This window comes from Ochrobactrum sp. EDr1-4, from assembly GCF_049199085.1.
Taxonomy (GTDB): Bacteria; Pseudomonadota; Alphaproteobacteria; order Rhizobiales; family Rhizobiaceae; genus Brucella.
Genome location: NZ_JBLZOF010000002.1, coordinates 868,516 through 893,431 on the forward strand (window position 1 = coordinate 868,516; position 24,916 = coordinate 893,431).

A 24,916-nucleotide genomic window follows, 5' to 3' on the forward strand; every position below is an offset into this window, starting at 1 on the left:
AAGATGCGCGTTAAAACTAATATTTAAAGCGCCGATCTGGTTAGATCAGATCTGTGCTTTCGTTCTTTGTTTAAGACCGTGCTTTACCGGAGACCGCATTGTTTCTTTGAGGATAGGTCTTCGGTATACGATCTATACGTGGCGACGCGGGTCGCCACGTCTTCTCTTGTCATCGGCAAGATGCGCATGGACTAAGTGGGCTAGAATTTGATTTTGACGAGGCCTTTGATAGAGTTCTCAACGAAGCCTTTGCCAAACTGACCATTGTAACCCACACTCAGGCTTACAGCCTCGTTGAGGGAAAGCATCAATGCATTGTCGATGGCAAATACATCGCGCGTGATTGGTAGTCCGCTTATCTCAAAGCTGCTGTTGTCGAATGAAAACAAGGAACGCGCATTTTGATTGCCAAAGCTGTGGCGCCATTCAGGCGTTACATAGAGTTCAAGCTGCATTGCATTTTCGAGCTGCCATTCGCTCTGCAAACGAATGCCAAGCGATGAGATAGTGTTGCGTATCGATGATTGCTCGCCGTTGAGATTGACCGCGAAGGTGCTGTTAAATGCATGCTCGTTGAAACTATCGCGGTTCGTCTGAATATAAGCCAGCCCACCAAATGGCTCGACGGTAATCGCATCCCATTTGAACTTGTAACCGACTTCACTGAAGACCTGAAAGCTATCTGCGCGATATTCACTCTCAAGCGTTTGTGGTGTATCAAAAATTGGAAATGAGCGCTGCATGGAAATGTTATGCCAGCTATAAGCGCTGCCCAAACTCAGCCTCCAATCTTCGTAGTTCCAACTGCCATAAGCACCAATGTGATAGCTTTTTGAATGCGCAGTCGACCCCAAAGCGTCGATGTTAAAGTCAGTGTTGCTGATACCAGCCATAATGCCAGCGCGGATGTCTTCAACAATGGTTGTATCAGCACCTACGAAAAGGGCGGTGCTGTTTTGTTGCAGGTCACTATATTCGGGATAGGATTTGGTCGTGCTTTCCGTATTGATCGCACGTGACCAGACAACGGGACCGTCTTCTGCAAAGGCATCGCGCAGACGGTCATTGATAGTATCTCGTGTGTGTGATGAACTTTGTTGCAGAGCACTGAGAAGAGATTGATGCGCTTCGCCTGTAAGCTGTGACAGTAGCGACCTTACAGCCTTTTGATTGGTTTGTAGCAGTAATGCTCTCCCAAAATTGTCGGATAATCCGCCATAATCAAGGGCCCGACCAACTGCTCGCTCGTTGGGTGTTTCACCGGCGCTGGAGATAAGCACATTGTTGCGCGCAAGCGTGAGGTAAACATTCTGCAGGTCATAGAATAGTGTCGGAGCTACATATATGAAAGGTGATGCACCATTCCAATTCACAAGACCATCATAGGTTGTTCCATTCAAGCCGCCTTGGGCCGATAGTATTGTATAGCGGTGGTTGACGGTGAAACCACTCTCTTGACCTTGCGTTATCAAAGACACATGTCCGCCAAGTGTTGCCGTTCCCGCAATAGTGATGATGTCGTTGTTGCCGTAAGCATCAATTTCAACTTCATAGGCCGAGCTGTCAGAAGCAACGAAGTTACCGCCGACCGTTATGGTTCCTACAGTTGTTCCCGGCGCTATTGTTCCGTCATTTGTGAGGTTTCCGGCAACTGCCCAACTGCCACGCAAGGAGGATGTAGCATCGACAATCATAGTGCCCGCAACGGCAATTGCGCTGGTTGGTGAGCCGCCCGCTACATTTGAGTTGTGACTTAATAGTATATTGCCTTCGACACTCGCTCCGGTCTGATGGAAATTGATATCGGAGCTTATCGCGTGGAAATCGCCATGCAGTCTGGATCCTTCACCAAAACTGATACGACTGCTGCCGCCTGTCGATTTGAAATGACGCACACCTTGTACGCTGCCATTCCATGTCACATTGGCACCGAGAGTTACATCCGTATAACCGCTTGTCTTTGCGTCATTGTCTATAATGTCGCCTATGACGGTGGATTGGTCGGCGATAACTAAATTAACCGCACCTGTCTGGGCTGGTAACACATCGCGCTCGACGTGAAGCAAAACACCGTTGTCGCTCTTTAGATTTGATGTGCCGTCAATGTTCAGATTGATTTGTGCATTATCTTCGGTGAACCGCGCCACTATTGTGCTTAGTTTGCTTTTAACATCTGTGTTCACCAGTGTTACATTGGAACTGTCCGCGACGGCGATGCCATGCGCATTTGTCGAAATAACGCCGTTGGCGAGTGTGAATGCGCCTTTGTTTACCGATGCCCCATCGGCAAATGCGCCATATGTTTTAATCGTCGTATTATCCAGATTAACAGCGCTATCGGTCTCAACAACGACGCCATGGGCATGTGCACCTTGTGTGGTGATGTCTCCCTGTCCGGTAATGGTGGCGCCAGCCTTTGCATAAAGCCCCAGTGCATCATTGCCTTCAGTTTTCACGCTCAGATTGTCAATTCGTAATTTTGCGCCGTCAATGACAGCAGCGTGCGAAGCGTCGCCAAAGGTCTGAATGGAGCCTGAAATATCGAGTTCGGCCGCGTTTTGGGCAAAGGCACCGTAAGCGTCGTCTCCTTTTGTAATGATGCTACCATTCTGCTTAACGCTGTCCGTTTTTCCCGGTACTGCAATCAGTCCAGCTGCAACGCCGTAGGCGTTGTCGCCATTTGTGCTCACGCGGCCTTTGCTATCGATCGTGCCGCCACGGTTTGCAAACAGGCCAATTGCATTGTCGCCAAGTGTTTCAATTGTGGTGTCAATAAGGGTGATCGACGCCTGAACATCAGCAAAAGCACCGAAAGCATTGTCCCCTGTCGTTTTGACAACAGTGGCCGTTGCGGTCAGGTGCCCCGGCGTGTAATCAACGCCGGGCATTATGGAATCTGTGTTTGCTAGAAGGCCGATAGCATTCAGACCATGGGTTTCAATGCTAGAGTTGTCGATCGTAATTGTGCTGTCTTTTTCTGCATGCGCACCGAAACTACTGACACCTTCTGTTACGATATTCGCTGTCCCGCTTATCGTGCCAGTCGCATAGGCATGCAGGCCGTAAGAACCATTGCCAATAGTGTGAACAGAGGTGCCGGATAAGAGAGTTACCTTTGCCGGTCCTGCCGTTGGGTTGGTGTCGCCCGCCTGAATCGCATGGGCTCGCTCTCCGGTGGTGATGATTGTTCCATAGCCAATAACTTGCCCCCCACGAACGGTGTCGATGCCGCGCCCGCGAAAGCCGGATGTGGAAATGTTCGTGCCTTGCCAGTAAATGACACTGCCGGGCTCGGCTGCAAACAGGCCTGTTGCGCTGCTGCCGGATGTTGACACGTTTCCGAGACTCGAATGGATAATGCCGCCGTCGGTAGCATAAAGACCGTAACCATTCGTATTGGATTGCGTCGTGACGACATCTGGCTGGATGTCCACTGTTTCCCCATACCCGGCTTTAATTTGCCCGGTCTGGGCGTAAGTATTTTCAAACGCAGTCGCAAAGTATATTATGAATGTATAAGATGTGTATATTATAATATTATTAATATTCATCTTCAATATCCAAATAAATAAAATTATAATTGCAATTAATATTTCACGTTATTTCAAAATTATCAATTTTATTTTATATTTGTTCTTATTCTGTAGGCAGGAATTTTGCAGATGGTTGCAGGAAGCGTTTGACTTGAAAAGCTGTTAGAATATTCCGGATCTTGGCAAAATATTCAGCCCATGCTCGTCGGGGCGCCTTTTTTAGGCGACCAGATGAAAAGAAAACGAGATGACATTCAGGAAAAATACGTAAAACATATGATAAGAGCGCTGATCTGCTCACGTCAGATCAGCGCTCTAAAATTTTGAACTGGCCTGGCTTACGCTTCAAAGGTCAGTTTAATGGCCGGGGTATCAGCTTGCCCTGAGTTTTACGGGCACGGACTTATAAGCGGGTATCCAGCTTTGTTTATCGACATCTTCCAGCCCGATCAGGCAGTTTGCTTCTGGATAATAAGCTGCGACAGAGCCACGCGAGATCGCATGAGCAACCAGTGTTTGTGAGGACAAAACCCTTTGGCCCGCAATGACGTCGACAACGTCACCATTTGCGAAGCCAAGATCGAGCATGTCGTCTTCGTTTACAAAAATGACATCGCGGCGACCGGTTATACCGCGATAACGATCATTCATGCCGTAGACGGTTGTATTATATTGGTCATGGCTGCGAATTGTCATGAGTGTCAGTTCGGAATCGTCGCGGCCATCATCTTCATCCGTAGTTGCCTCGACAAGGAAGTGGGCTTTTCCGTCTGGAGTGCCCCACTGACGCTCAGATGCACCGACAGGCAAACGGAAGCCTCCTGGAATGCGAATACGGGCATTAAAGTTATGAAAGTCGGGGAATACTTCTTCGATTTTATCCCGAATACGATCGTAATCGGCAATTAGATCGTCCCACTGAATCTTAGTGTTCGGAATAGCAGCTTTTGCAAGTCCGGCAATAATAGCTGGCTCAGATTTAAGCAGATCGGACGCAGGCTTTAACTTACCCGACGATGCATGAACCATCGCCATTGAATCTTCAACAGTGATCGACTGGCGCCCGGTCGCCTGAATGTCGCGCTCTGTACGTCCAAGACAAGGCAGAACAATGCTTTCGCGTGCCGTGAGAAGGCAAGTCCGGTTTAACTTTGTGCAAATCTGAACACTCAGGTCTAATTGTTTGAATGCAGGAAAACTTGCCTGCGGATCACTCATTGCAACTGCCAGATTGCCACCCAATCCTATGAAGGCTTTGGACTGGTGATCGCGCATAGCAGCGACAGCTTTCACTGCATTGTGCCCGTGCGCGCGTGGCGCATTGATACCAAATGCTTTATCCAGGCGATCCAGAAACGCCTCTGTTGGTATTTCAGTGATGCCAACAGTACGATCGCCCTGAACATTCGAGTGTCCGCGCAGCGGGCAAATGCCCGCTCCCTCGCGCCCGATATTCCCGCGCAGCATGAGCAGGTTCGTTAGCTGTTGCACCGCTTCGGTGCCGTGGCGATGTTGTGTTATGCCCATTCCATAGCAAATGATAACGTTCTTTGATGAACAGTAGACCATCGCCATTTGTTCAATGGCTTCACGTTTCAAACCGGAGCGCGCGGTAATTTTTTGCCAGCTGGTAGTTTCAATATCAGCTTTGAGTTCTTCAAAGCCGACCGTGTGCTCCGCTATAAATTCAAGATCAAGCAGGCCCTGTTCACCGCGCTGAACCTGTGCATGATCTTCCTCAAACAGAGCTTTCATCACGCCTTTGATTGCCGCGACATCGCCGCCAACTTTGACCTGATAATAGGAGGATGCGAGTGGTGTCGAGCCAACCGTCAGCATCTGAGTGGGCGATTGTGGATTTTCAAATCGCTCAAGACCGCGCTCGCGCATTGGATTGAGCACTATAATAGGTTTGCCGCGCAAAGACACAGATCGCAATGTCCCGAGCATGCGCGGATGATTGGTTCCCGGATTATGGCCTATGCAGAACACAGCATCAGCATGATCAAAGTCTTCGAGTGTGACCGTGCCCTTGCCGACCCCTATCGATTTTGGCAGCCCAACACTGGTGGCCTCATGGCACATATTGGAGCAATCGGGAAAATTGTTGGTTCCAAACTCACGTGCAAAAAGCTGAAACAGGAATGCGGCTTCGTTGGAAGCGCGGCCAGACGTGTAAAACTCGGCCTTATTGGCATCTCCGAGGGCCTGCAAAGCAGTTCCAGCCCTCTCAAAAGCTTCTTCCCACGATATGGGAACAAAGTGATCGGTCTTTGCATCATAGCGCAATGGCGTGGTGAGGCGTCCCTGCGCTTCCAGCTTGTGATCGCTCCATTCCCATAATTCAGAGACGGTGTGTTGTGCAAAAAACTCTGGATCAACTCTCTTCGGTGTTGCTTCCCATGTAACAGCTTTCGCGCCGTTTTCGCAAAATTCAAAAGACGAAGTGTGTTTTGGATCGGGCCATGCGCAGCCGGGGCAATCAAATCCATCTGGCTGGTTCATTTGCAGCAAAGCACGCGTGTTTGTGCTTGTACCCATCTGATCACGAACTGCCTCTGCGACAGCTTTAAGTGCGCCCCAACCGCCCGCCGGTCCGTGATAATCCTTCACACCCTTTGTTTCGTCAGTCATAATTTTGCCCCTAATAGCTCAAATGGTAATGTTGATAGTTTTATTCACCTTATGTATTTGGATATTGAACAAATCTGCTTTTTAATGAGATTTATCTGTTTTGATCTGCTCGTATTCGCTGTCTTGAGTAAATTATATATTATAATTTCATGAATGATATTAGAATAATGTATAAATAGCCTAGTATGGAGGCACGGAAGTTCGGGTCACTGTAAAGCCGCTTCCCGAGCGAATTTCGGGTTCGGAGCCACACGAGAGCGCGTTTCGATCTGATTGAATCAGATCGGCGCTCTAACTATTTGTTTTGACGCGCATCTTATCCGAAAACCGTTTCACACTTTTCGGGATGCGCTCTAGAAAGAGGCTTTCAAGGTGACGTCAGTTTAGAGGCTGTATTGGCAAGCAGATTCGTTCCCGGAATTTAAATTCCGGGAATAGACAATGTGGTTGTGAATAAGAAACAGCTTTAAATTATTTCATTTCCCGATCAATGTCGCGTCGCAATATGATAGCGGTTGTCAGATCTTCGACAATGTCATGGCCTGCGAGAAGGTCTCTCACGCGATTAAGACCATCAATTGATGCGGCTTCAAGTTCAACGATGAGATCAAGCTGACCACTGACTGATGACACGCGCCGCACTTCAGGGTGCCGGGCAAGTATGTCCAGCAATTCATGCGCAGGCGTTCGACGGAGATTAATCAACAGGGCGGCACGGATTACATTGGCATCAATCTCGCCGATGTCTGCACGATAGCCTCTGATAACGCCGTTTTTTTCGAGATTGGTGACGCGTTCGCTTGTAGCACTGCGCGACAGGCCAATACGTCCGGCCAGCGTTTTAAGCGCAATTCGTGCTTCTTTCGACAAGATTGCCAGTATTTCGCGATCTTTGGCGTCTAGTTCACGCATTCCAATTCCATTCACAGTGCCGGACATATGCCGGTCTATTCCGACAATGTGCCGGTTATCCCGACAGGATACTTGATGCCTGAAAATGGTTGACGTGCCAAGCTGCCGACAACAAATCTAACCCGGAAAACTGTTTATGACCGATCTATCTCATCCAGCGCCCCAGTTCTCTCCAATCGATGCTGAAAAGCTTGCCAAAGAAATATTTGGCGTTACCGGAAGCGCATCTGCACTTGATAGTGAACGGGACTGCAATTATCGGCTGAAAACCGAAAGTGATGCTGGCTGGATTTTGAAAATCGTCAATGCCAGTGAGCCAAAGGTTGAAAGCGAGTTCCAGACAGCGCTTTTCCGTCATCTCGCAAATGGCGCCTCCAAACTGGCTGTGCCTTATCTTAAGCCAAGTCTTTCCGGTGATATGCTTGCATCCACCACTGCTGCCGATGGCGAAAGCTACGCCGTGCGGCTTGTTGGCTGGCTTCCGGGTATCCCAATGGCACAAGTCACGCGCACCTTTGAACTAATGCGCAATCTTGGCCGCTCGCTGGGTGAATTGGATCAGGCGCTTCAGGGCTTCATTCATCCGGGTGCTTTGCGTGAACTTGACTGGGATCTGCGTCATGCTGGACGCGCACGCACGCGTCTGCACTTTGTCGGCGATGCAGACAAGAGGGCATTGCTTGAGCGTTTTATCGTTCGCTTTGAAACACTGGTTGCGCCTAAGCTTGCAGGTCTGCGCGCGCAGGTCATTCATAATGACGCGAATGACTGGAATATTCTGGTCGATAAGCAAGACAATGAGAAGATTGCAGGGCTGATCGATTTTGGCGATGCTGTTCATACGGTGCTGATTGCAGAAGTGGCGATTGCATGTGCTTATGCAGCGCTTGATACGGAAGACCCGATTGGCGCAGCCGCAGCATTAGCTGCAGGTTTCAATGAAAAATATCCGCTGAAAGAAGAAGAAGTCGATCTGCTATTTGATCTCATCGCAATGCGGCTTGTCACCAGCGTGACATTCTCGGCATCGCGCCGCGATCAGACAGAAGACAATCCATATCTCGCTATCAGCGAAGCACCGGCATGGAATTTGCTGGCCAAGATGGATGCAATGAATCCACGCTTTGCTACCGCTATTCTGCGCAAAGCCTGTGGTTTTGATGCGATTTCAGGCGCTGGCGCAATCCGCAAATGGATTTCCGATAACCACAAAACCTTTGCGCCAATCGTGCAGCCTGCACCGGCTACCATGACCAAGGCAATTGTGCCTTATGGCGATGAAACGCACTTTATGACGGTCGCATCTGCTGAGCAGCGTGCAAAAGAGGCAACCGAGTGGTGGGATAATTTCTGCGCCGAAAACAATATCGAGCTTGGTATTGGTTCATGGGGCGAAAAGCGCACTGTTTATACGGATACGGCGTTTGAATCGCGCTTCATCGATGGTCAGCGCCGCATTCATCACCTTGGCGTTGACTTGTTTATGCCTGCTGGAACGCCGCTTTATACGCCGCTTGATGCGACGGTCAAAAGCGTTGAAGTGGAACGCGAACCGCTCGGTTATGGCGGTCTGGTAACGCTGTTGCATAGCCCGGAAGGTTGTCCGCCATTCGTGACCCTTTGGGGGCATATGGCGCAGGAGGCTTTGGATCGTCTGAAGGCAGGGCAAAAGCTCAAAGCCGGTGATCTGGTTGGCTATATGGGTGATATTCATGAGAATGGTGGATGGACTCCGCATCTACATTTCGGCATGACCACCGATCTCAATTTGACTGCAACGGAAGTTCTCGGTGTGGGCGAAACGGCGTATCTGGACGTTTGGGCTGATCTCTTCCCGGATGTCGCTGAACTGGCCGGTATTCCGCCTGAGACTTTCCATCAGGATGGTTACACACGTGCAGAGATTATCGAAAAGCGTAAGCAGATTTTGCTGCCAAACCTTTCAATCTCTTACTCCGAGCCGATCAAGTTCGTGCGCGGCGAGGGTGCATGGCTGATCGACAACACGGGCCGTGCCTATCTCGATTGCTTCAACAATGTCTGTCATATCGGCCATGCGCATCCTGAAGTGGTGGAAGCCATTGCGCGTCAGGCAGCGTTGCTCAACACCAACACCCGTTATCTGCATGATAATATCGTCAATTATGCGGAGCGTTTGACAGCCACATTGCCGGAAGGTCTGACGGTTGCCTCTTTTGCTTGTTCGGGCAGCGAGGCAAACAGTCTGGCGCTACGTATGGCGCGAAACCATACCAACCGCAATGAAGCAATTGTTCTCGACTGGGCCTATCACGGCACCACACAGGAGTTGATTGATCTCAGCCCCTATAAATATAAGCGCAAGGCCGGTAAGGGCCGTCCGGCGCATGTTTATGAAGGCACAATTCCTGACAGCTATCACGCTCCGGAAGACTGGCCAGTCGAGGAACACGCAAAGCGCTTTGCAGCCAATATCGCAGAGCATATTGAATCCATGCGCAAAGAAGGACGTAGTCCAGCATTTTTCATCGCGGAATCCATTCCAAGTGTCGCTGGTCAGGTGTTCCTGCCAGAAGGCTACCTCAAAGAAGTCTATGCGATGGTTCGCGCCGCTGGTGGCGTTTGCATTGCGGATGAAGTGCAGGTTGGCTTTGGCCGTGTCGGCAGCCATTGGTGGGCATTTGAATTGCAGGATGTGGTGCCGGATATCGTCACCATGGGCAAGCCTATCGGTAACGGACATCCAATGTCGGCAGTTGTCACCACGCGGGAAATCGCTGATAGCTTCAACAACGGCATGGAGTACTTCAACACGTTTGGCGGAAATCCGGTCTCCTGTGCTGCTGGTCTCGCGGTTCTTGACGTGATCGAACGTGATAAGCTGCGCGAAAATGCGCTTGATGTCGGTAATTATCTGCTGGACGGTTTCCGTGCGATGCAGAAGCGTTTTGACATTATCGGTGACGTTCGCGGTAGCGGTTTGTTCCTCGGTATTGAGCTGGTAACAGATCGTAAAACCAAAGCCCCTGCAACGGCTTTGGCGCGCGCAATCAATGATGGTGCAAGAGCGCGCGGTATCTTGATGGGTACTGAAGGCCCGCATGATAACGTGCTGAAAATGCGCCCATCGATGGTGTTCAGCCGTGCCAATGCAGACCATCTATTGAGCGTATTAAGCGATAGTTTTGAAGCTGCTTTGAAATAATAAATAGCTCACTCGCTATTCTGAAGGTCGCATCTTTATATCCGCAAGGAATAAAGGTGCGACCTTTTTGTTTTGGAGTTTGGTTGCAAAAATTGAGTGGTAACAGCGCCGACAATATGCCGGTCAATTCCGGCAATGTGTCGGGCTTGCAGACATATTGCTGGATGCTTGAAAACAAAGCCTGTGCCAAGCTCCGTCATGAAGGTTGATGGTGAACCATAGCCCTAAAACAAAAAGACAAATCCAGAGGAAACCGAAAATCATGAATTCCAGGATTAAGAGCCTGATTGCTGTCGCAGCTGTAGCAATCGCTGCAACGTTCTCGATTGCTCCGGTACAGGCGGATGAACTTGCCAAGCTCAAAGACGCTGGCAAAATGCGCATTGCGATGAGCGGTCAGTATCCTCCGTTCAGCTTCACTAATGAGCAGAACGAAGTTGTCGGCTTTGACGTCGCGATTGGTTCTGCGATTGCTGACCGTCTGGGCGTAAAGCCAGAGATCGTCACGACACCATTTGACGGCATTATTGCTGGTCTTCTGGCGAAGAAATATGATGCCGTTGTGGCTTCGATGACCATTACGCCAGAGCGCGAAAAGGCTGTTGATTTCGTCGGCCCATACTACCACGCTGGACGTACAGTCGTTGTCAAGGAAAGCTCGCCTGTTCAGAAGCTCGAAGAGCTGAATGGCAAGACAGTTGGCGTTACGATGGGCGATGCCCATGAAAAATGGGCGAAAGCTCAGGGCGACCTGACCGTGCGCACTTATAAGGGCCTGCCAGAAATGCTGATCGACCTTGAAGCAGGTCGTCTTGATGCGCTGGTTATGGACAGCATTCCGGTGATGATCGCTGTTAAGGAAACTGGCCAGAAGGTTCGCATTCTCGAAACTCCGAATATTGACGGCGCACGTGAAGCGCTCGGCATTGCTATTCGCAAGAACAATCCAGAACTCAAAGCCGCTATGCAGAAAGCATTGGACGATATGCTTGCTGATGGCACTTACGAAAAAATCTCAATGGAATGGATCGGTAGCGACATTCGCTAGCAGGTTTTCCAGCCCGGCCCATTTTGTCATAACCGATAGAATGGGCCGGTTTATATGAGTTTTCGGAGTGGTTTTATGGATCTAGCGTTAATGCAGCGCGTCCTCCCGTTTTTTCTGGAGGCTGCGTGGGTCACGGTGCAGATTTCTGTACTCGCTCTTCTGCTGGGCTTTGTGATTGCCGGTCTTTTGGTGGCTGGTCGCCTGTCAAATAGTATCGTCTTTCGTTCTTTGGCCGGTGCCTATGTCAGCATCTTTCGTGGCACCCCCTGCCTGGTTCAGTTGTTCGTCCTTTATTTTGGTGGGCCGCAGATCGGTCTGGAACTTGAGCCATACGCAGCTGGCGTCATTGGTCTTGGTTTGAACATTGCAGCCTACATGGCTGAGTCCATTCGCGGTGCAATTTCAAGCGTTGATAAAGGGCAGACAGAAGCCGCCCGCTCGATCGGCTTTGATCGCGAACTCACGCTTCGGCTGATTGTTCTGCCGCAGGCAGCGCGCCTGATGATCCGCCCACTGGGCGTCAATGCTGTAGCGCTTGTTAAAGGTTCGGCTCTGGTTTCGACAATCTCTGTTGTGGAACTCACCTATACCGCGCAGCGCTTCATCAGCTCCACATATAAACCCTTTGAGATATTTGCGGTTACGGCCGTTCTCTACATGCTCATCGTCTATGTCGTTGTTATGATTGTCGATCTTCTCGACAAACGTTTTGCGCCACGTTGAGGGAGGATTAAATGCCAGCTCTCGACTTCACTATTGTTCCTCCCTATGCAGAACTGCTTCTCGCCGGATTGTGGTGGACGCTTGTTCTCGCGGTGTCATCCAGCGTTCTAAGCTTTGCCTTTGGCATCTTTTTCGCGCTCGTCGTGCTATATGCGCCGAAAATTCTGGCCTATCCGATCCGCTTCTTCATGTGGCTTTTTATGGGGACGCCGCTGCTGTTGCAGCTTTATCTTATATATTACGGGCTTGTTCAGGTTGGCGTTGATATTCCAGCTCTCTTTGCCGGGATTATTGCTCTTAGCCTGCATTTTGCGGTTTATAATGCCGATGTTTTCCGAGCCGGTATTGTTACGGTTGATCCGGGGCAAACGGAGGGTGCACGTTCAATCGGCCTTAGTCGTGGCCAGACCCTGCGCTACATCATAATCCCGCAGGCAATCCGGAATACGATTCCGCCGATCGGCAACAATATGATCGTTCTCCTTAAGGATACGTCGCTTGTTTCGATTATTGGGATTGCTGAGCTTGTTCATAGTGCACAGATCGCGATCAGCGAAACTTACAGCCCGTTTGAATTTTATCTGACCGCCGCCGTACTTTATTACGCTGCCAATCTCGTTATGGAAGCTGGCCTGCGGCGCATCGAAAGAAAAGTGGAGGTTACGCGATGAGCGCCCTGAACCCAATGGTGGAAGTTAAAGGTGCCCGCAAAGCCTATGGTGCGCTTGAGGTGCTCAAGGGTATTGATCTCTCCGTGTCACGTGGTCAGATTATTGCGATCATCGGCCCGAGCGGCTCGGGCAAAAGCACGCTTTTGCGCTCCATCAACCATCTTGAAACGCTGAATGGCGGCGAAGTCTGGCTTGATGGCGTGCAGGTTAACCAGCCGCTAACCGGCAAGGCTTTCGAAAAGCATATCAACTCTGTTCGTCAGCAGATGGGCATGGTGTTTCAACACTTTAATCTCTTTCCGCACATGACGGTGATGGAGAATATTACGCTGGGGCCAATAAAGCTTAAAGGCATGTCAAAAAATCAGGCGCGGGAACTGGCGTCGGATTTGCTGTCTAAAGTCGGACTATCTAGCAAAGCCGATGTTTATCCATCGCGTCTTTCGGGTGGGCAGAAACAGCGCGTCGCAATCGCGCGCGCATTGGCAATGCAGCCGAAAGTTATGCTTTTTGATGAAGCGACCTCTGCTCTTGACCCGGAACTGGTCGAAGAGGTCAATCTCGTCATGAAACAGCTTGCGGCTGAACATATGACGATGCTGATCGTCACCCATGAAATGCGCTTTGCGGGAGAAGTGGCAGATAAGATCCTGTTTATGGATGGCGGCGTTGTCGTGGAAGAAGGCAAGCCGAAAGACTTGCTTACCAATCCTCAGAATGATCGCACGCGTAGCTTCCTGCGGACGTATCTTGCACCGAATGGAATTTAATGCGTATCCTGAAAAGTGTGAAATCGTATAAAAGCGGCGGGCCAAAGGTCCGCCGCTAATTTTTATTATTTTTACAAAATAAAATCGTAATATTAAGTATTATGAGTTGTGATTATTTTTTTAATTAATCAAAAATATCCACATTATGTATTGTGTGAAGTCAGTAATATGATTGCTGACTTCACTATTGTATCTGCTTAGAAGCTACGCTGGAAGCGGATCATGCCCTGCCAGGCGTCTTTGCCCTTGAGGTAGGACTTATTATCCTGCCATTTCGTGTAGGAGACTTCTGGAGTGACGGTGAAGCCCGGTACGAGTTCGTAAGCTACGTTTGCAGTTGCGGCGAAGGTTTTGCTTGCATCATAAGCCGCTTGTGCATTCATAGTTGCCTGTTCGGATAACTTGAATGCAGTGCCGCCCCATACTGCCCAATCACCGCCCCATGTGCCATAGAAGCTGCTAATTGCACGCACGGAACCAAGGGCATTGCCATCGGCGTCCGACTGAGAGATGTATTGATCCTTCATTGATTTATAGCCGCCCATCGCCCAAACGGAGAGGCGGTCTGTCAAATTGAAGTCAGCGCGAACCTTACCAGCCCATTTCTCATTGCGGGCATCATATGCTGCAACCGCAGCAATTTTACCCCAGCCCTGTTCGAACTTCAGGCCACCAACGATGTGTGGTGTGTAATCCTTAATGGTGCCATCATAACCGTAATCGTAGTCGGTATCTTCCTTATTGCCCTGTTCGAGCGACAGGATGGCGGAGAAACCGTTACCACCAGTAAAGGTATAGCTAATCTGCGTGGTGCGATATCCGCCCGCAAGGATCACGTCATCATTGATCACGTTGCCCAAATAGCCAGGGAAAGTCACGAAAGCAGATTCGTCAAGTCCGATACGCAGGCCACCCAATTGGATATAGCCAAAACGCAGGGAGCCAGAACTACCTTCTTCTCCATTGCCCCAATCATAGCGGGTTTCGGCATAGGTGGACAGCTTACCGAGTTCGGTTTCTGACGCTGTTGCAAAACGAAGTGTGAAGCGGGCTTTATTATCCCAGGTATTGCGTCTCGTATCGAGTTTGCCATCCTTAACGAAGCCGTGGCCAGAGACATTATCACCACCGGTTAGGTCATAACGGGCGTAGCCGGATATTTTGAGGCATGTCTCTGTACCAGGGATGTAAAAATATCCCGCGCCATAAGCATCGCACACCCGAACATATTCAACGGATTCTGGCTCAGGCGCCACGATCGCATCGGCTGCGTAAGCAGTGCTCATTACGATGATCGATGCGGCGGAACCGAGCAGCAGGCTCTTAATATTCATTTTTGCTCTCCTTAAAAATTCAGACCGTATGTCTTTGAATAAATTTTCTGAGTCATTGCAATATCATTTATAATATCGTCATCGTGTATTCTAAATATTGTGTCAATTTTAGCACTATTTAACATTAGCTTTAAAGTACACAATATATTGCTTACTTAATTTTTGTTATAAAATACTTATAATAAATTGTGAGTGGATTTTATATATTTATATAGAATAATAATGCTACCAATATTTTTGTAAATTGTATTATTCGCATCATGTGCGGGTGAAGGGCGGCACGATTATCGGTAGCGGGCGGATGGCCGCAGAGTGATGGCCGCATTCAGATTGCCGATGCAAAATGACAGCAGGAACCTTCAAGAAATTTGTTGAATCACGTAGATATGGTTCTCAGATGTCTGGGTGGATTACGCGAATGCACTCAGATCGATTGCGTCAACGAAGCGACAAAAGGTAGATTTTATGATAGCAGACACCATTCTTTTTAACGGCAAATTCACGACGCTTGATCGGAAAAATCCTATAGCTTCGGCTGTTGCCATTAAGGATGGCGTCTTTATTGCTGTCGGCACCGATGAAGAAGTGCTTGCCCACACAGGCGCGACGACCCGCAAGGTAGACCTGAAAGGTCGCAGTGCATTGCCGGGTCTTATTGATAACCATACCCACGTTGTGCGTGGTGGTCTCAATTTCAATATGGAATTGCGCTGGGATGGTGTGCGCTCGCTGGCCGATGCCATGGACATGCTAAAGCGGCAGGTGGCGGTAACGCCTGCACCGCAATGGGTGCGTGTGGTTGGTGGCTTTACCGAACATCAGTTTGCCGAAAAGCGTCTGCCGACCATTGAAGAAATTAATGCGATAGCCCCCGATACGCCGGTCTTTTTGCTCCATCTTTATGATCGCGCGCTGCTCAATGGCGCAGCGCTCCGTGCCGTCGGCTATGACAAGAACACGCCAAACCCTCCGGGTGGCGAAATCCTGCGTGATGTGAATGGCAATCCGACCGGCCTTTTGCTTGCCAAACCCAATGCCGGCATTCTCTATTCGACGCTCGGAAAAGGTCCGAAACTACCGCTGGATTATCAGGTCAATTCGACCCGTCATTTCATGCGCGAGTTGAACCGTCTTGGGGTGACCGGCGTGATCGATGCTGGCGGCGGCAATCAGAATTATCCTGATGATTATGCCGTTATTCAGCAACTAGCCGATGAAGGCCAGATGACGGTGCGTCTGGCGTATAATCTTTTCACGCAGAAGCCGAAGGAAGAGAAAGAAGACTTCCTCAACTGGACTTCTTCGGTGAAATATAAGCAGGGCAACGATTATTTCCGTCATAATGGTGCTGGCGAAATGCTGGTGTTTTCTGCCGCCGATTTTGAGGATTTCCGTCAGCCGCGCCCGGATATGGGACCGGAAATGGAAGACGATCTGGAAGAGGTCGTCAGGATTCTGGCTGAAAATCGCTGGCCATGGCGGATGCACGCGACCTATGACGAAACCATCAGCCGTTCGCTTGATGTATTTGAAAAGGTTAATAAGGACATCCCACTTGAAGGCCTGAATTGGTTCTTCGACCATGCCGAGACGATCTCGGACCGATCGATTGATCGTATTGCAGCGCTTGGCGGTGGTATCGCCGTGCAGCACCGCATGGCCTATCAGGGCGAATATTTCGTCGAGCAATATGGTCATGCTGCCGCGGAAGCGACACCTCCGATTGGCAAGATGTTGTCTAAAGGCGTCAATGTTTCAGCAGGTACGGATGCGACGCGCGTTGCGTCCTATAATCCTTGGGTTTCGTTGTCATGGATGATTACCGGTAAGACGGTTGGCGGTATGCAGCTTTATCCGCGCCGCAATTGTCTCGATCGTGAAACGGCGCTGCGGATGTGGACGGAAAAGGTCACATGGTTCTCTAATGAAGAGGGTAAAAAAGGCCGCATTGAGAAAGGCCAGTTTGCTGATCTGGTGGTGCCGGACAAAGACTTCTTTAATTGCAGCGAAGACGAAATTTCATTCTTGACGTCAGATCTGACCATGGTTGGTGGCAAGGTTGTCTATGGGGCGAATGCCTTCAAGGATCTGGATGAAAATCCAATTCCGCCCGCAATGCCGGATTGGTCGCCGGCGCGTAAATTCGGCGGCTATGCAGCATGGGGCGAGCCGGAAGGTGCAGGCAAAAATAGCTTGCGCCGCACCGCAATCTCTACATGCGGCTGCGCAAGCAATTGCGGTGTTCACGGACACGATCATGCGGCGGCATGGGGCTCTCAGCTACCAATCGGTGATCTCAAAGGCTTCTTTGGAGCACTCGGCTGCGCCTGCTGGGCCGTCTGATTAAAATTATTAGAAATAAAAACTGTTCAGGCGCCGTCATTGGCGCCTGAATAGCTTTTAGCCTGCATAATGGTGAAGCTTACCAAATTCCAATGTAAAATTTATCGTTAGAACGCCTTCATCTCTGCAGCCTATGCACACGGATTACGGATAACCGCGTTGTCATAATTGCATTTTTAGAAATAGTATCGAAATTATTATTGCAATTGTTTGTGAGGGCGCATTGGCGCAATATTCCCCCATCGAACAACGCAATCATCACACTTTCTAAAATTCGCTCACTAACTCGGCTCTTGCTGCAACAATTCTACGAATAGCCAGTTTGTATTTCGCAGGCAGTGTCAGACCAGAGTCCAACATCTCACCTAGAGGAATTAACACCATGGCCTTTATCACCATACAAGACGGCACCGAAATCTTTTACAAGGATTGGGGCTCGAAGGATGCGCAGCCAATCATGTTCCATCATGGCTGGCCATTGAGCTCAGACGACTGGGACGCGCAGATGCTGTTTTTCCTCTCGAAAGGCTATCGCGTTATCGCTCATGACCGCCGTGGTCACGGTCGTTCGGCGCAGGTTTCCGAAGGTCATGATATGGACCATTACGCTTCCGACGCTTTTGCGGTTGTTGAAGCGCTTGATCTTAGAAATGTAGTGCATATCGGTCACTCGACTGGCGGTGGTGAAGTTGCCCGCTATGTCGCCAAGCATGGTGAACCAGCCGGTCGCGTTTCGAAGGCGGTTCTGGTTTCCGCAGTTCCTCCGCTGATGCTCAAAACTGCATCCAACCCAGAAGGTCTGCCCATCGACGTGTTTGACGGTTTCCGTTCGGCACTGGCTGCTAATCGCGCGCAGTTCTTCCGCGATGTTCCTGCTGGCCCATTCTATGGCTTCAACCGTGATGGTGCGAATGTGCAGGAAGGCGTGATCCAGAATTGGTGGCGTCAGGGCATGATGGGCAGTGCCGTGGCGCATTATGAAGGCATCAAGGCGTTTTCTGAAACCGACCAGACGGAAGACCTCAAGGCTATCGGCGTGCCAACACTCGTTCTGCATGGCGAAGACGACCAGATCGTACCGATTGCCGATGCAGCACTGAAGGCGATCAAGCTTCTCAAGAACGGCACACTCAAGACCTATCCGGGCTTTTCGCATGGTATGCTGACGGTCAATGCCGATGTTCTGAACGCTGATCTTTTAGCATTTGTTCAGGCATAAGTTTGTACGAATGAGGAGGCGGTAGGGAGACCTGTCGCCTCTTTATTAAGTTTTTAGCGTTAGTTTTTGCTGGCTGTTAGCGGGCAGGGGATAGATATGATGAATGCGGGTGCGGAACGCGGCGAATTTGTAAGTTTGATTGCGCCGATATTGGAGCCAATGGCATCTGCGCTCGAGTTTTTTGGTGTATCAGTCATCATCATTGGGGTGGCTGTGGCAACCATCGTCTATCTCAAAGATGTGTTCGTTGTGTCTGGCGAAAATGCCTATACGCGTTACCGCGCAAATCTCGGACGCGGCATTCTGCTTGGCCTTGAAATTCTGATTGGCGCCGATATCATCGCCACGATTATTTCGCCGCTGACATGGGAAAGCGTTGGCTTGCTGGGCCTTATCGTTCTGATCAGAACCTTCCTTAGTTTCTCGCTTGAAGCGGAAATTGATGGCGAATGGCCATGGAAGCGCCGCAGCCGTGAGCATCGCTCTTAGATATTTTTGTTTTTTCACCCACCTGGTTCCCAAAAACCGGCTCTCCCCACCCTAAACCAACGTATAGCAGTAAAAGACTTTCTGCTTGTTTCGCAGACCTTCCAACGCGCCTAATCTCATCAGCATAAACACGATGCACCGGCAACAAACGCCTCGTTTGAAGCTTCCTTCAGAAGCTTAAGTCATGGCCGGTAACACGCTGGGAGGCCTATAATGCTTGAAGATTACCCTGTGCAGGTGCTGCCTGCAGGAACGCGTGCGCCCGATTTTCGGTTGCCTGCAACCGCCGACCAGACGGTTTCGCTGGCGGATTTACGAGGTGCGCCCGTTATACTGGCTTTTTACCCCGCTGACTGGAGCCCTGTTTGTGGCGACCAGATGGGTCTTTACAATGAGATTTTGCCGGAGTTTCACCGTCACGGTGCGCAGCTTTTGGGTATTTCGGTCGATGGTGTGTGGTGCCACGCAGCTTTTGCAGCGGACCGTCATCTTCATTTCACTCTGCTTTCTGATTTTGAGCCCAAGGGTGGCGTTGCTAAACGCTACGGCGTTTATCGGCAAAAGGAAGGTATCGCAGAGCGCGCGCTTTTCGTCATTGATGCGGAAGGTGTGATCCGTTGGAGCTATGTGTCATTGCTTGGCATCAATCCCGGCGCTGACGGTATTCTTGCTGCGCTCGACGATCTGAAATCCAAGAATTGATTGAAAGGAATGATTATGTCACGTCTTACGATCCCGGTAAGTGATGCAGATCATAGATCTGGCCCCGCTTCAGCCCGTTTAACACTTGTTGAATACGGTGATTATGAATGCCCTTATTGTGGCGCAGCCTATCCAGTTCTGAAGGCTGTTCAGCAAGCAATGGGTGACAAATTGAGTTTCGTTTTCCGGAATTTTCCACTGACGGAAATGCATCCTCACGCGCTCCACGCGGCAGAGTTCGCCGAATTGGCAGCAAGTGTTGGGAAGTTTTGGGAAGCTCATGACATGCTTTATGAACATCAGGAAGCTTTGCGCAATGATGATCTTTTCCAATATGGCGAAATCCTAGGGCTCAAAAAAACGCAGATTGCCGCAGCCTTTGAAGGCCAGTTTGACGACAAGATTCAGACAGACTTTTCCGGCGGTATTCGTAGTGGTGTGAATGGTACGCCGAGCTTGTTCATCAATTCTATGCGCTATGATGGCCCATGCGAGTTTAATGCACTGGTCGATGTACTGCGTGAGATAGATGAAGGTTTAACGTCTGGCATTTAAGCGGCGTTTAGTTTTGCGGATATCGTTGAGAAGGCTGTACCCAAACCTAGGTATAGGTTTGCAATTGTCGAAATTGCTCTATGGTCCTAACCACGCGAATGTGGGGAAAATAACGAATGGCCAGCTATGCAGAGGGTTTGCATAAACGAGGCAATCATCTGGCGTTAGGGCTTGCAGCACTAACGCTGGCGCTTGGTGTTTTTTACGTTGATACCTTCACCGATATCGAAGGCGCAATTGCCGTTCTTTATACCATTGTCTTGCTGCTGGCAGCCGAAGTTACTGGACGAACCGGCCTTATAATCAGTGGTATAGCTTGTTTCGTTTTCACCATCGTCTCTTATTATGCTACCCATGGCCCCGAGCCCGATTTTCAAACCACCATCCGTCTTGCTGTCGCTGTTGCCGCCATCCTGGTGACGACGCTTCTTATTCTGAGAAATAAGTCCTCGCGCGAGCAATTGCTCGCTTCCCACACAGCCCTGCAAGACAGTGAAGAACGCTACCGTTCTATTTTTGATCGCACGCGAGTAGCGCTTTTTGAGCGGGACTATTCCCGGCTTCGCCACCAGATGATGAAGCTCAAGGCAGACGGCGTTACAGATGTTGCGGCCTATGCGCAGTTGCATCCCGATTTTGTAACTCAATGCATTCATATGGCGACGACTGTTGCTGCCAATGAGGCCGCTTTTGAACTTCTGGGCACCAATAAAAATGAGACTTCGGTCCATGATGCTCTCGTTTTACCGCAGGACTATCAATTCGTTCCCGTATTGCAGGCGCTGCTTGATGAGCGGCGGTTTTTTGAAGACAAGTCCGAGTTGCGAACGCAAACGGGTGACGAAAAGCTTGTTCTGCTGAGTATTAGTTTTCCCGCTGATCCGGCAGCTTTTAACCGTGTTGTCATTAGCATGGTTGATGTTACGCAGCGTGAACTAGCACAGAAGGCACTGGTCGAAGCTCAGGCCGAACTGACAAAGGCGTCACGCGCAGCGACTGTTGGTGCCTTATCCGCTTCTCTTGCGCACGAGTTAAATCAGCCATTGGGCGCCATCATGCTTAATGCGCAAACCGTGTTGCGGTGGCTGGATCGTAATCCACCTGATTTAAGTGCAGTGCGGCGATCTGCGGAACGGATCATCCGCGACAGCGACCGCGCAAGCGAAATTATGCAGAATACGCGTAACATGTTGAACCGTGCCAAGCGGAAAGTTCACCAGATTAATCTTACTGATCTGGTGCGCGAAACCATTGCTCTCATGGAACATGATTTGCAGCGCAGCACCACGCAGGTAACGATCATCAACAACTGGCGCTGGCCTTCCATCGAAGGCGTGAGAATCGAATTGCAACAAGTGATGATTAACCTGATTTCGAACGCAATTCAGGCTATGGAAGCCTCCAGTATTCCATCGAAAGTCATTACAATTACGATTGACCGTACTGATAATGGGCTCGCTCTCATTGGAGTGCGCGACAATGGCCCCGGCATAGATCAGGACGTGTTGAAGCGGCTTTTTATGCCGTTTCACACAACCAAAGCTGCGGGTATGGGTATGGGTCTTTCGATCTCACGCAGCACGATTGAGGCGAGTGGTGGTACTCTGACTGGTACAAATTATATAACTGGGGGCGCAGAGTTTGAACTGCGCCTGCCAATCAGCTGGGAAGCGCACGATGCCTGACTTACGCAAGCCACAATCGCAAAATGACAAGCCAGTTGTATTCATTATTGACGATGATTCATCAATGCGGGAGTCGCTCAGCGATCTGTTTCTATCAATGCAGTTTGAAGCAGAGGCTTACGAAAGCGCAGCCGGCTTCATGGCGCGATATTCCCAGAATGGTAGAGCTGATAGGCCCGGTTGTATTTTGCTTGATGTGCGTTTGCCGGGCATGAGTGGGCTTGATTTTCAGGGGCAGCTTGAGAAATCTGGCATTGCGTTGCCTGTGGTTTTTATGACTGGCTATGGAGATATTCCAATGACCGTGCGCGCTATGAAAGCGGGTGCAGTTGACTTCCTTGCTAAGCCGTTCAAGGAGCAGGACGTGCTCGATGCTGTCAGTTCTGCCGTGCAGCGCGATACGGTGCGCAGGCAGGAAGCCGCACAAAACCAGTTAGTCGCCGATTTGGTGCAAACTCTTACGCCGCGTGAGCGAGAGGTTATGGATGCTGTGGTGACGGGCAAGATGAATAAGCAGATCGCATTTGATCTGGGCATCAGCGAAGTGACGGTTAAACTGCATCGCGGCAATGTTATGCGGAAAATGGACGTTCGTTCACTTGCAGATCTAGTTCGCATGGCTGAATTGATTGGTGAAATGGCAAGGTGACCTGTATCAAAGTATGGTATATTTCTGCTTTTCGAGGGTGCATAAGTGATCATAAAGCGCATCTGAATGGGTAAGCTGTTCGGGATTGTGCGCCAAATTAAGTCGTTCTCAAATTCAGTATATCAAGGTCCAATATCTTGTCCGCAGCGCATAATCACACCATAGCAATTGTTGATGACGATCAGGGTATTCGCGAAGCTCTTGACGATCTCGTCAAGAGTTGCGGTTACGAAAGCCGTCTCTTTGCATCTGCGGAAGATTACCTTGCATATGACGCTAAGTCAGGCATCGACTGTATGCTGGTTGATGTGAAGATGCCCGGATTGACGGGGATCGAGCTTCAGGCTGTACTCAACAAACAGGCTGCGCGCCCTCCGATGATTTTCATGACATCCTATGAAGACGAGCGCACACGCAATGCGGCTATGGATGGTGGTGCTTTCGCATTCCTTGGGAAGCCTGTTGACGTCGACAGGCTGCTGGCTCATCTCGATAGTGCTTTGAACCATTAATGATGCCGAGGTTGATATAAAACCGCCGATCAGTTGTGAGCTGATCGGCGTTTTTTGTTATTTGTTTTTGAGTGGTTGGGGTTTGGCTTAGCGTCTGCGAAATGCGAAGATTTGAATAGCAAGTGCTGTCAGTGCAAGTGCGCCGCCAAGCAAGCATACGTCGAACCAGCCGCCGTGTTTCCACGCCCATGTGGAAAGTGCAGCGCCTATCGCTCCACCAAAAAACATTGCGGTCATGAAGATCGTATTGAGACGGCTTCTTGCTTCCTGATCAAGCGCATAAATAATGTGCTGGTTGGAAACGAGCGCGCTTTGAATGCCGAAGTCGAGCACAATAACCCCAATTACCAATGCGATGATCGATGACCAGAGACCAAAGATTGCCCAGGAAATCAGTGTGAGAATGGTACCCATTAACACGACAAAAGCGGGGCCTTTGTTATCAGCAATGCGCCCCGCATAAGGGGCTGCAAATACGCCCACGGCGCCAACGACACCGAAAAGCCCGGCAACTCCCGCGCCCATGTTAAATTCTGGCGTTTGTAGATAAAGTGCGAGAATGGTCCAGAATGCAGAAAAAGCCGCAAAAAGTGCAGCTTGAGTGAGTGCCGCAATACGCAAGGCACTGTGTTCATTCCAGATTGTTGCAAGGGAGAGGATTGCTGTTTTGTAGCGAAGCCCGGAGCTTTTGTGGTGTTTTGGTAATGTGAAGAACATTAAAGCGCCAGCGAAAAGCGCCAATGGTACGCCAATCCAGAACATCTCGCGCCAGCCAGCATGTTGTCCAACAAAGCCTGATAGCGCCCGGCTGAATAATATGCCCGAAAGAACACCAGCCATAACAGTGCCGATGGTTGCACCACGTTTTTCAGGCAATGCAAGCGATGCTGCGAAAGGAACAATCTGTTGGGCGACAGTTGAGCATGCCCCAACGATAAGTGAAGTAATGACCAATGCAGATGCTGATGGTGCCATCGCCGCTAAAAGCAGTGCGACTGCCAAAAGGATGAACTGACCAATGATCAGCTTGCGCCTTTCAAGGATGTCGCCAAGTGGCAATAGAAAAAACAAGCCGATTGCATAACCCAACTGGGTGGCGGTGGGAACGAGACCTGTCATGGGGTCGTTGGGGAAGTCGGCTTCTATGATCCCCAACATAGGCTGGTTGTAATAGATATTTGCGACTGCTATTCCACCGGCAACTGCCATCGCAAATAAAGAAAGCTTCTTAAGGCCTGTACTTGTCGTTTGTGCGGTATTGTTTTGAGTGTCCATTTGACGGCTCTTATTCACATCTGAGGATGGGAGGTATCTGATCCAGTTCGATCGAAACGCGCTCTAGTAAATCTCAGCGACTGCGAGATTGGAGGTAATTTCTGGGCGGGTCTGAAAACGGCGCCATGCACTTGGCGTTGTGCCGGTCATGCGACGGAAAACGCGTGATAGGTGTGCCTGATCAGAAAGGCCGCAATCGAGAGCGATCTCACACAGTGGCGCTTTGCTGTTGAGCATTTTATCCTTGGCAAACTCGACGCGGCGCTGGATAACGTAATTATGTGGCGAAACGCCAAAGCTGTTTTTGAAGGCCGCCGAAAAATAGCTCGTGCTCAGCTTAACCTGACGCGCCATTTCATCGAGCGAAACGGTGTAGGCGATCTTTTCATCAATAAAGCGACGCACACGCTTGATTTGCCACGGTGCCAATCCGCCAACAACGATCCTGTCTTCTGCATCTTTGCCATCCGCTGACGGATTACCAAGCAGGCTTGATGCCTGATTAAGCAGATCAATCGCGATGGACTCATCTTTTTCGAGAAGTTTTACGGCATTCAACAGCAGAGCAGATACTTTTATTGATGTTTCGTTTGCGAAGGCATCAAGAGGAAGTTTTGGCTGATAGTGGTGAGCGTTAGCTGCGAATGTTGACATCATCGATCTCCCGTAAAATCGTTG

19 protein-coding genes are annotated in these 24,916 nt (G+C 49.9%); 13 read left to right on the plus strand and 6 right to left on the minus strand.

Annotated features, from left to right (window positions below; translation table 11 throughout):
• Positions 1-200: 200 nt before the first annotated feature.
• The 3 genes from ACOZHT_RS10390 to ACOZHT_RS10400 form a co-directional block, all read right to left on the minus strand.
• Positions 201-3,434: an autotransporter outer membrane beta-barrel domain-containing protein gene (locus ACOZHT_RS10390; protein ID WP_421565673.1), complete on the minus strand. Its 3,234-nt coding sequence runs from the start codon at positions 3,432-3,434 to the stop codon at positions 201-203.
• A 471-nt stretch (positions 3,435-3,905) separates the two neighbouring features.
• Positions 3,906-6,167 (minus strand): FdhF/YdeP family oxidoreductase, encoded by a 2,262-nt coding sequence (locus ACOZHT_RS10395; RefSeq protein ID WP_339512894.1) that lies wholly within the window; start codon positions 6,165-6,167, stop codon positions 3,906-3,908.
• A 471-nt stretch (positions 6,168-6,638) separates the two neighbouring features.
• Positions 6,639-7,079 (minus strand): Lrp/AsnC family transcriptional regulator, encoded by a 441-nt coding sequence (locus ACOZHT_RS10400; RefSeq protein ID WP_339512892.1) that lies wholly within the window; start codon positions 7,077-7,079, stop codon positions 6,639-6,641.
• 136 nt (positions 7,080-7,215) lie between these two features.
• Between ACOZHT_RS10400 and ACOZHT_RS10405 the strand changes: the two genes are divergently transcribed.
• The 5 genes from ACOZHT_RS10405 to ACOZHT_RS10425 all read left to right on the plus strand — a co-directional run bounded on the left by ACOZHT_RS10405 (position 7,216) and on the right by ACOZHT_RS10425 (position 13,475).
• On the plus strand, positions 7,216-10,263 hold the full coding sequence (locus ACOZHT_RS10405) for an aminotransferase class III-fold pyridoxal phosphate-dependent enzyme (protein ID WP_339512890.1): 3,048 nt from the start codon (positions 7,216-7,218) through the stop codon (positions 10,261-10,263).
• Positions 10,264-10,525: 262 nt separating this feature from the next.
• Positions 10,526-11,311, plus strand: coding sequence for an ABC transporter substrate-binding protein (locus tag ACOZHT_RS10410; protein WP_339512888.1), 786 nt, complete (start codon positions 10,526-10,528; stop codon positions 11,309-11,311).
• A 75-nt stretch (positions 11,312-11,386) separates the two neighbouring features.
• The gene (locus ACOZHT_RS10415) at positions 11,387-12,034 is read left to right on the plus strand and encodes an amino acid ABC transporter permease (protein ID WP_339512886.1); all 648 of its coding nucleotides are present in this window, start codon (positions 11,387-11,389) and stop codon (positions 12,032-12,034) included.
• A gap of 11 nt (positions 12,035-12,045) precedes the next feature.
• Complete coding sequence (locus ACOZHT_RS10420; protein ID WP_339512884.1) at positions 12,046-12,705, plus strand: amino acid ABC transporter permease; 660 nt, start codon at positions 12,046-12,048, stop codon at positions 12,703-12,705.
• Positions 12,702-13,475 (plus strand): amino acid ABC transporter ATP-binding protein, encoded by a 774-nt coding sequence (locus ACOZHT_RS10425; RefSeq protein ID WP_339512882.1) that lies wholly within the window; start codon positions 12,702-12,704, stop codon positions 13,473-13,475. The genes ACOZHT_RS10420 and ACOZHT_RS10425 overlap by 4 nt, the downstream gene beginning before the upstream one ends.
• Before the next feature lie 197 nt (positions 13,476-13,672).
• On the opposite strand, the gene ACOZHT_RS10430 is transcribed toward ACOZHT_RS10425, so the two are convergent.
• Positions 13,673-14,809 carry a porin gene (locus ACOZHT_RS10430; RefSeq protein WP_339513326.1) on the minus strand — a complete coding sequence of 379 codons (1,137 nt, stop codon included), beginning with the start codon at positions 14,807-14,809 and terminating at the stop codon, positions 13,673-13,675.
• A gap of 465 nt (positions 14,810-15,274) precedes the next feature.
• On the opposite strand from ACOZHT_RS10430, the gene ACOZHT_RS10435 reads away from it, so the two are divergent.
• The 8 genes from ACOZHT_RS10435 (at position 15,275) to ACOZHT_RS10470 (ending at position 22,963) form a co-directional block, all read left to right on the plus strand.
• Positions 15,275-17,152, plus strand: coding sequence for an amidohydrolase (locus ACOZHT_RS10435; protein WP_339513328.1), 1,878 nt, complete (start codon positions 15,275-15,277; stop codon positions 17,150-17,152).
• 382 nt (positions 17,153-17,534) lie between these two features.
• Positions 17,535-18,371, plus strand: a complete 837-nt coding sequence (locus ACOZHT_RS10440) for an alpha/beta hydrolase (protein ID WP_339513330.1) — start codon at positions 17,535-17,537, stop codon at positions 18,369-18,371.
• A 99-nt stretch (positions 18,372-18,470) separates the two neighbouring features.
• On the plus strand, positions 18,471-18,860 hold the full coding sequence (locus ACOZHT_RS10445; protein ID WP_339513459.1) for a DUF1622 domain-containing protein: 390 nt from the start codon (positions 18,471-18,473) through the stop codon (positions 18,858-18,860).
• Between the two features lie 213 nt (positions 18,861-19,073).
• Positions 19,074-19,562, plus strand: a complete 489-nt coding sequence (locus tag ACOZHT_RS10450; RefSeq protein ID WP_339513332.1) for a peroxiredoxin — start codon at positions 19,074-19,076, stop codon at positions 19,560-19,562.
• A 15-nt stretch (positions 19,563-19,577) separates the two neighbouring features.
• Complete coding sequence (locus ACOZHT_RS10455; protein ID WP_339513334.1) at positions 19,578-20,117, plus strand: DsbA family protein; 540 nt, start codon at positions 19,578-19,580, stop codon at positions 20,115-20,117.
• Between the two features lie 116 nt (positions 20,118-20,233).
• Positions 20,234-21,802 (plus strand): PAS domain-containing sensor histidine kinase, encoded by a 1,569-nt coding sequence (locus ACOZHT_RS10460; RefSeq protein ID WP_339513336.1) that lies wholly within the window; start codon positions 20,234-20,236, stop codon positions 21,800-21,802.
• Positions 21,795-22,451: a response regulator transcription factor gene (locus tag ACOZHT_RS10465; protein WP_339513338.1), complete on the plus strand. Its 657-nt coding sequence runs from the start codon at positions 21,795-21,797 to the stop codon at positions 22,449-22,451. Before ACOZHT_RS10460 ends, ACOZHT_RS10465 begins: the two co-directional genes overlap by 8 nt.
• Before the next feature lie 137 nt (positions 22,452-22,588).
• The gene (locus ACOZHT_RS10470) at positions 22,589-22,963 is read left to right on the plus strand and encodes a response regulator transcription factor (protein WP_339513340.1); all 375 of its coding nucleotides are present in this window, start codon (positions 22,589-22,591) and stop codon (positions 22,961-22,963) included.
• A gap of 87 nt (positions 22,964-23,050) precedes the next feature.
• Here ACOZHT_RS10470 and ACOZHT_RS10475 read toward each other — a convergent pair whose 3' ends face one another.
• Both ACOZHT_RS10475 and ACOZHT_RS10480 read right to left on the minus strand, forming a co-directional pair.
• A complete protein-coding gene (locus ACOZHT_RS10475) occupies positions 23,051-24,238 on the minus strand; it encodes an MFS transporter (RefSeq protein ID WP_339513342.1) in 1,188 nt (395 codons plus the stop codon).
• Between the two features lie 63 nt (positions 24,239-24,301).
• Positions 24,302-24,892: a helix-turn-helix domain-containing protein gene (locus ACOZHT_RS10480; RefSeq protein WP_421565674.1), complete on the minus strand. Its 591-nt coding sequence runs from the start codon at positions 24,890-24,892 to the stop codon at positions 24,302-24,304.
• Positions 24,893-24,916: the final 24 nt, after the last annotated feature.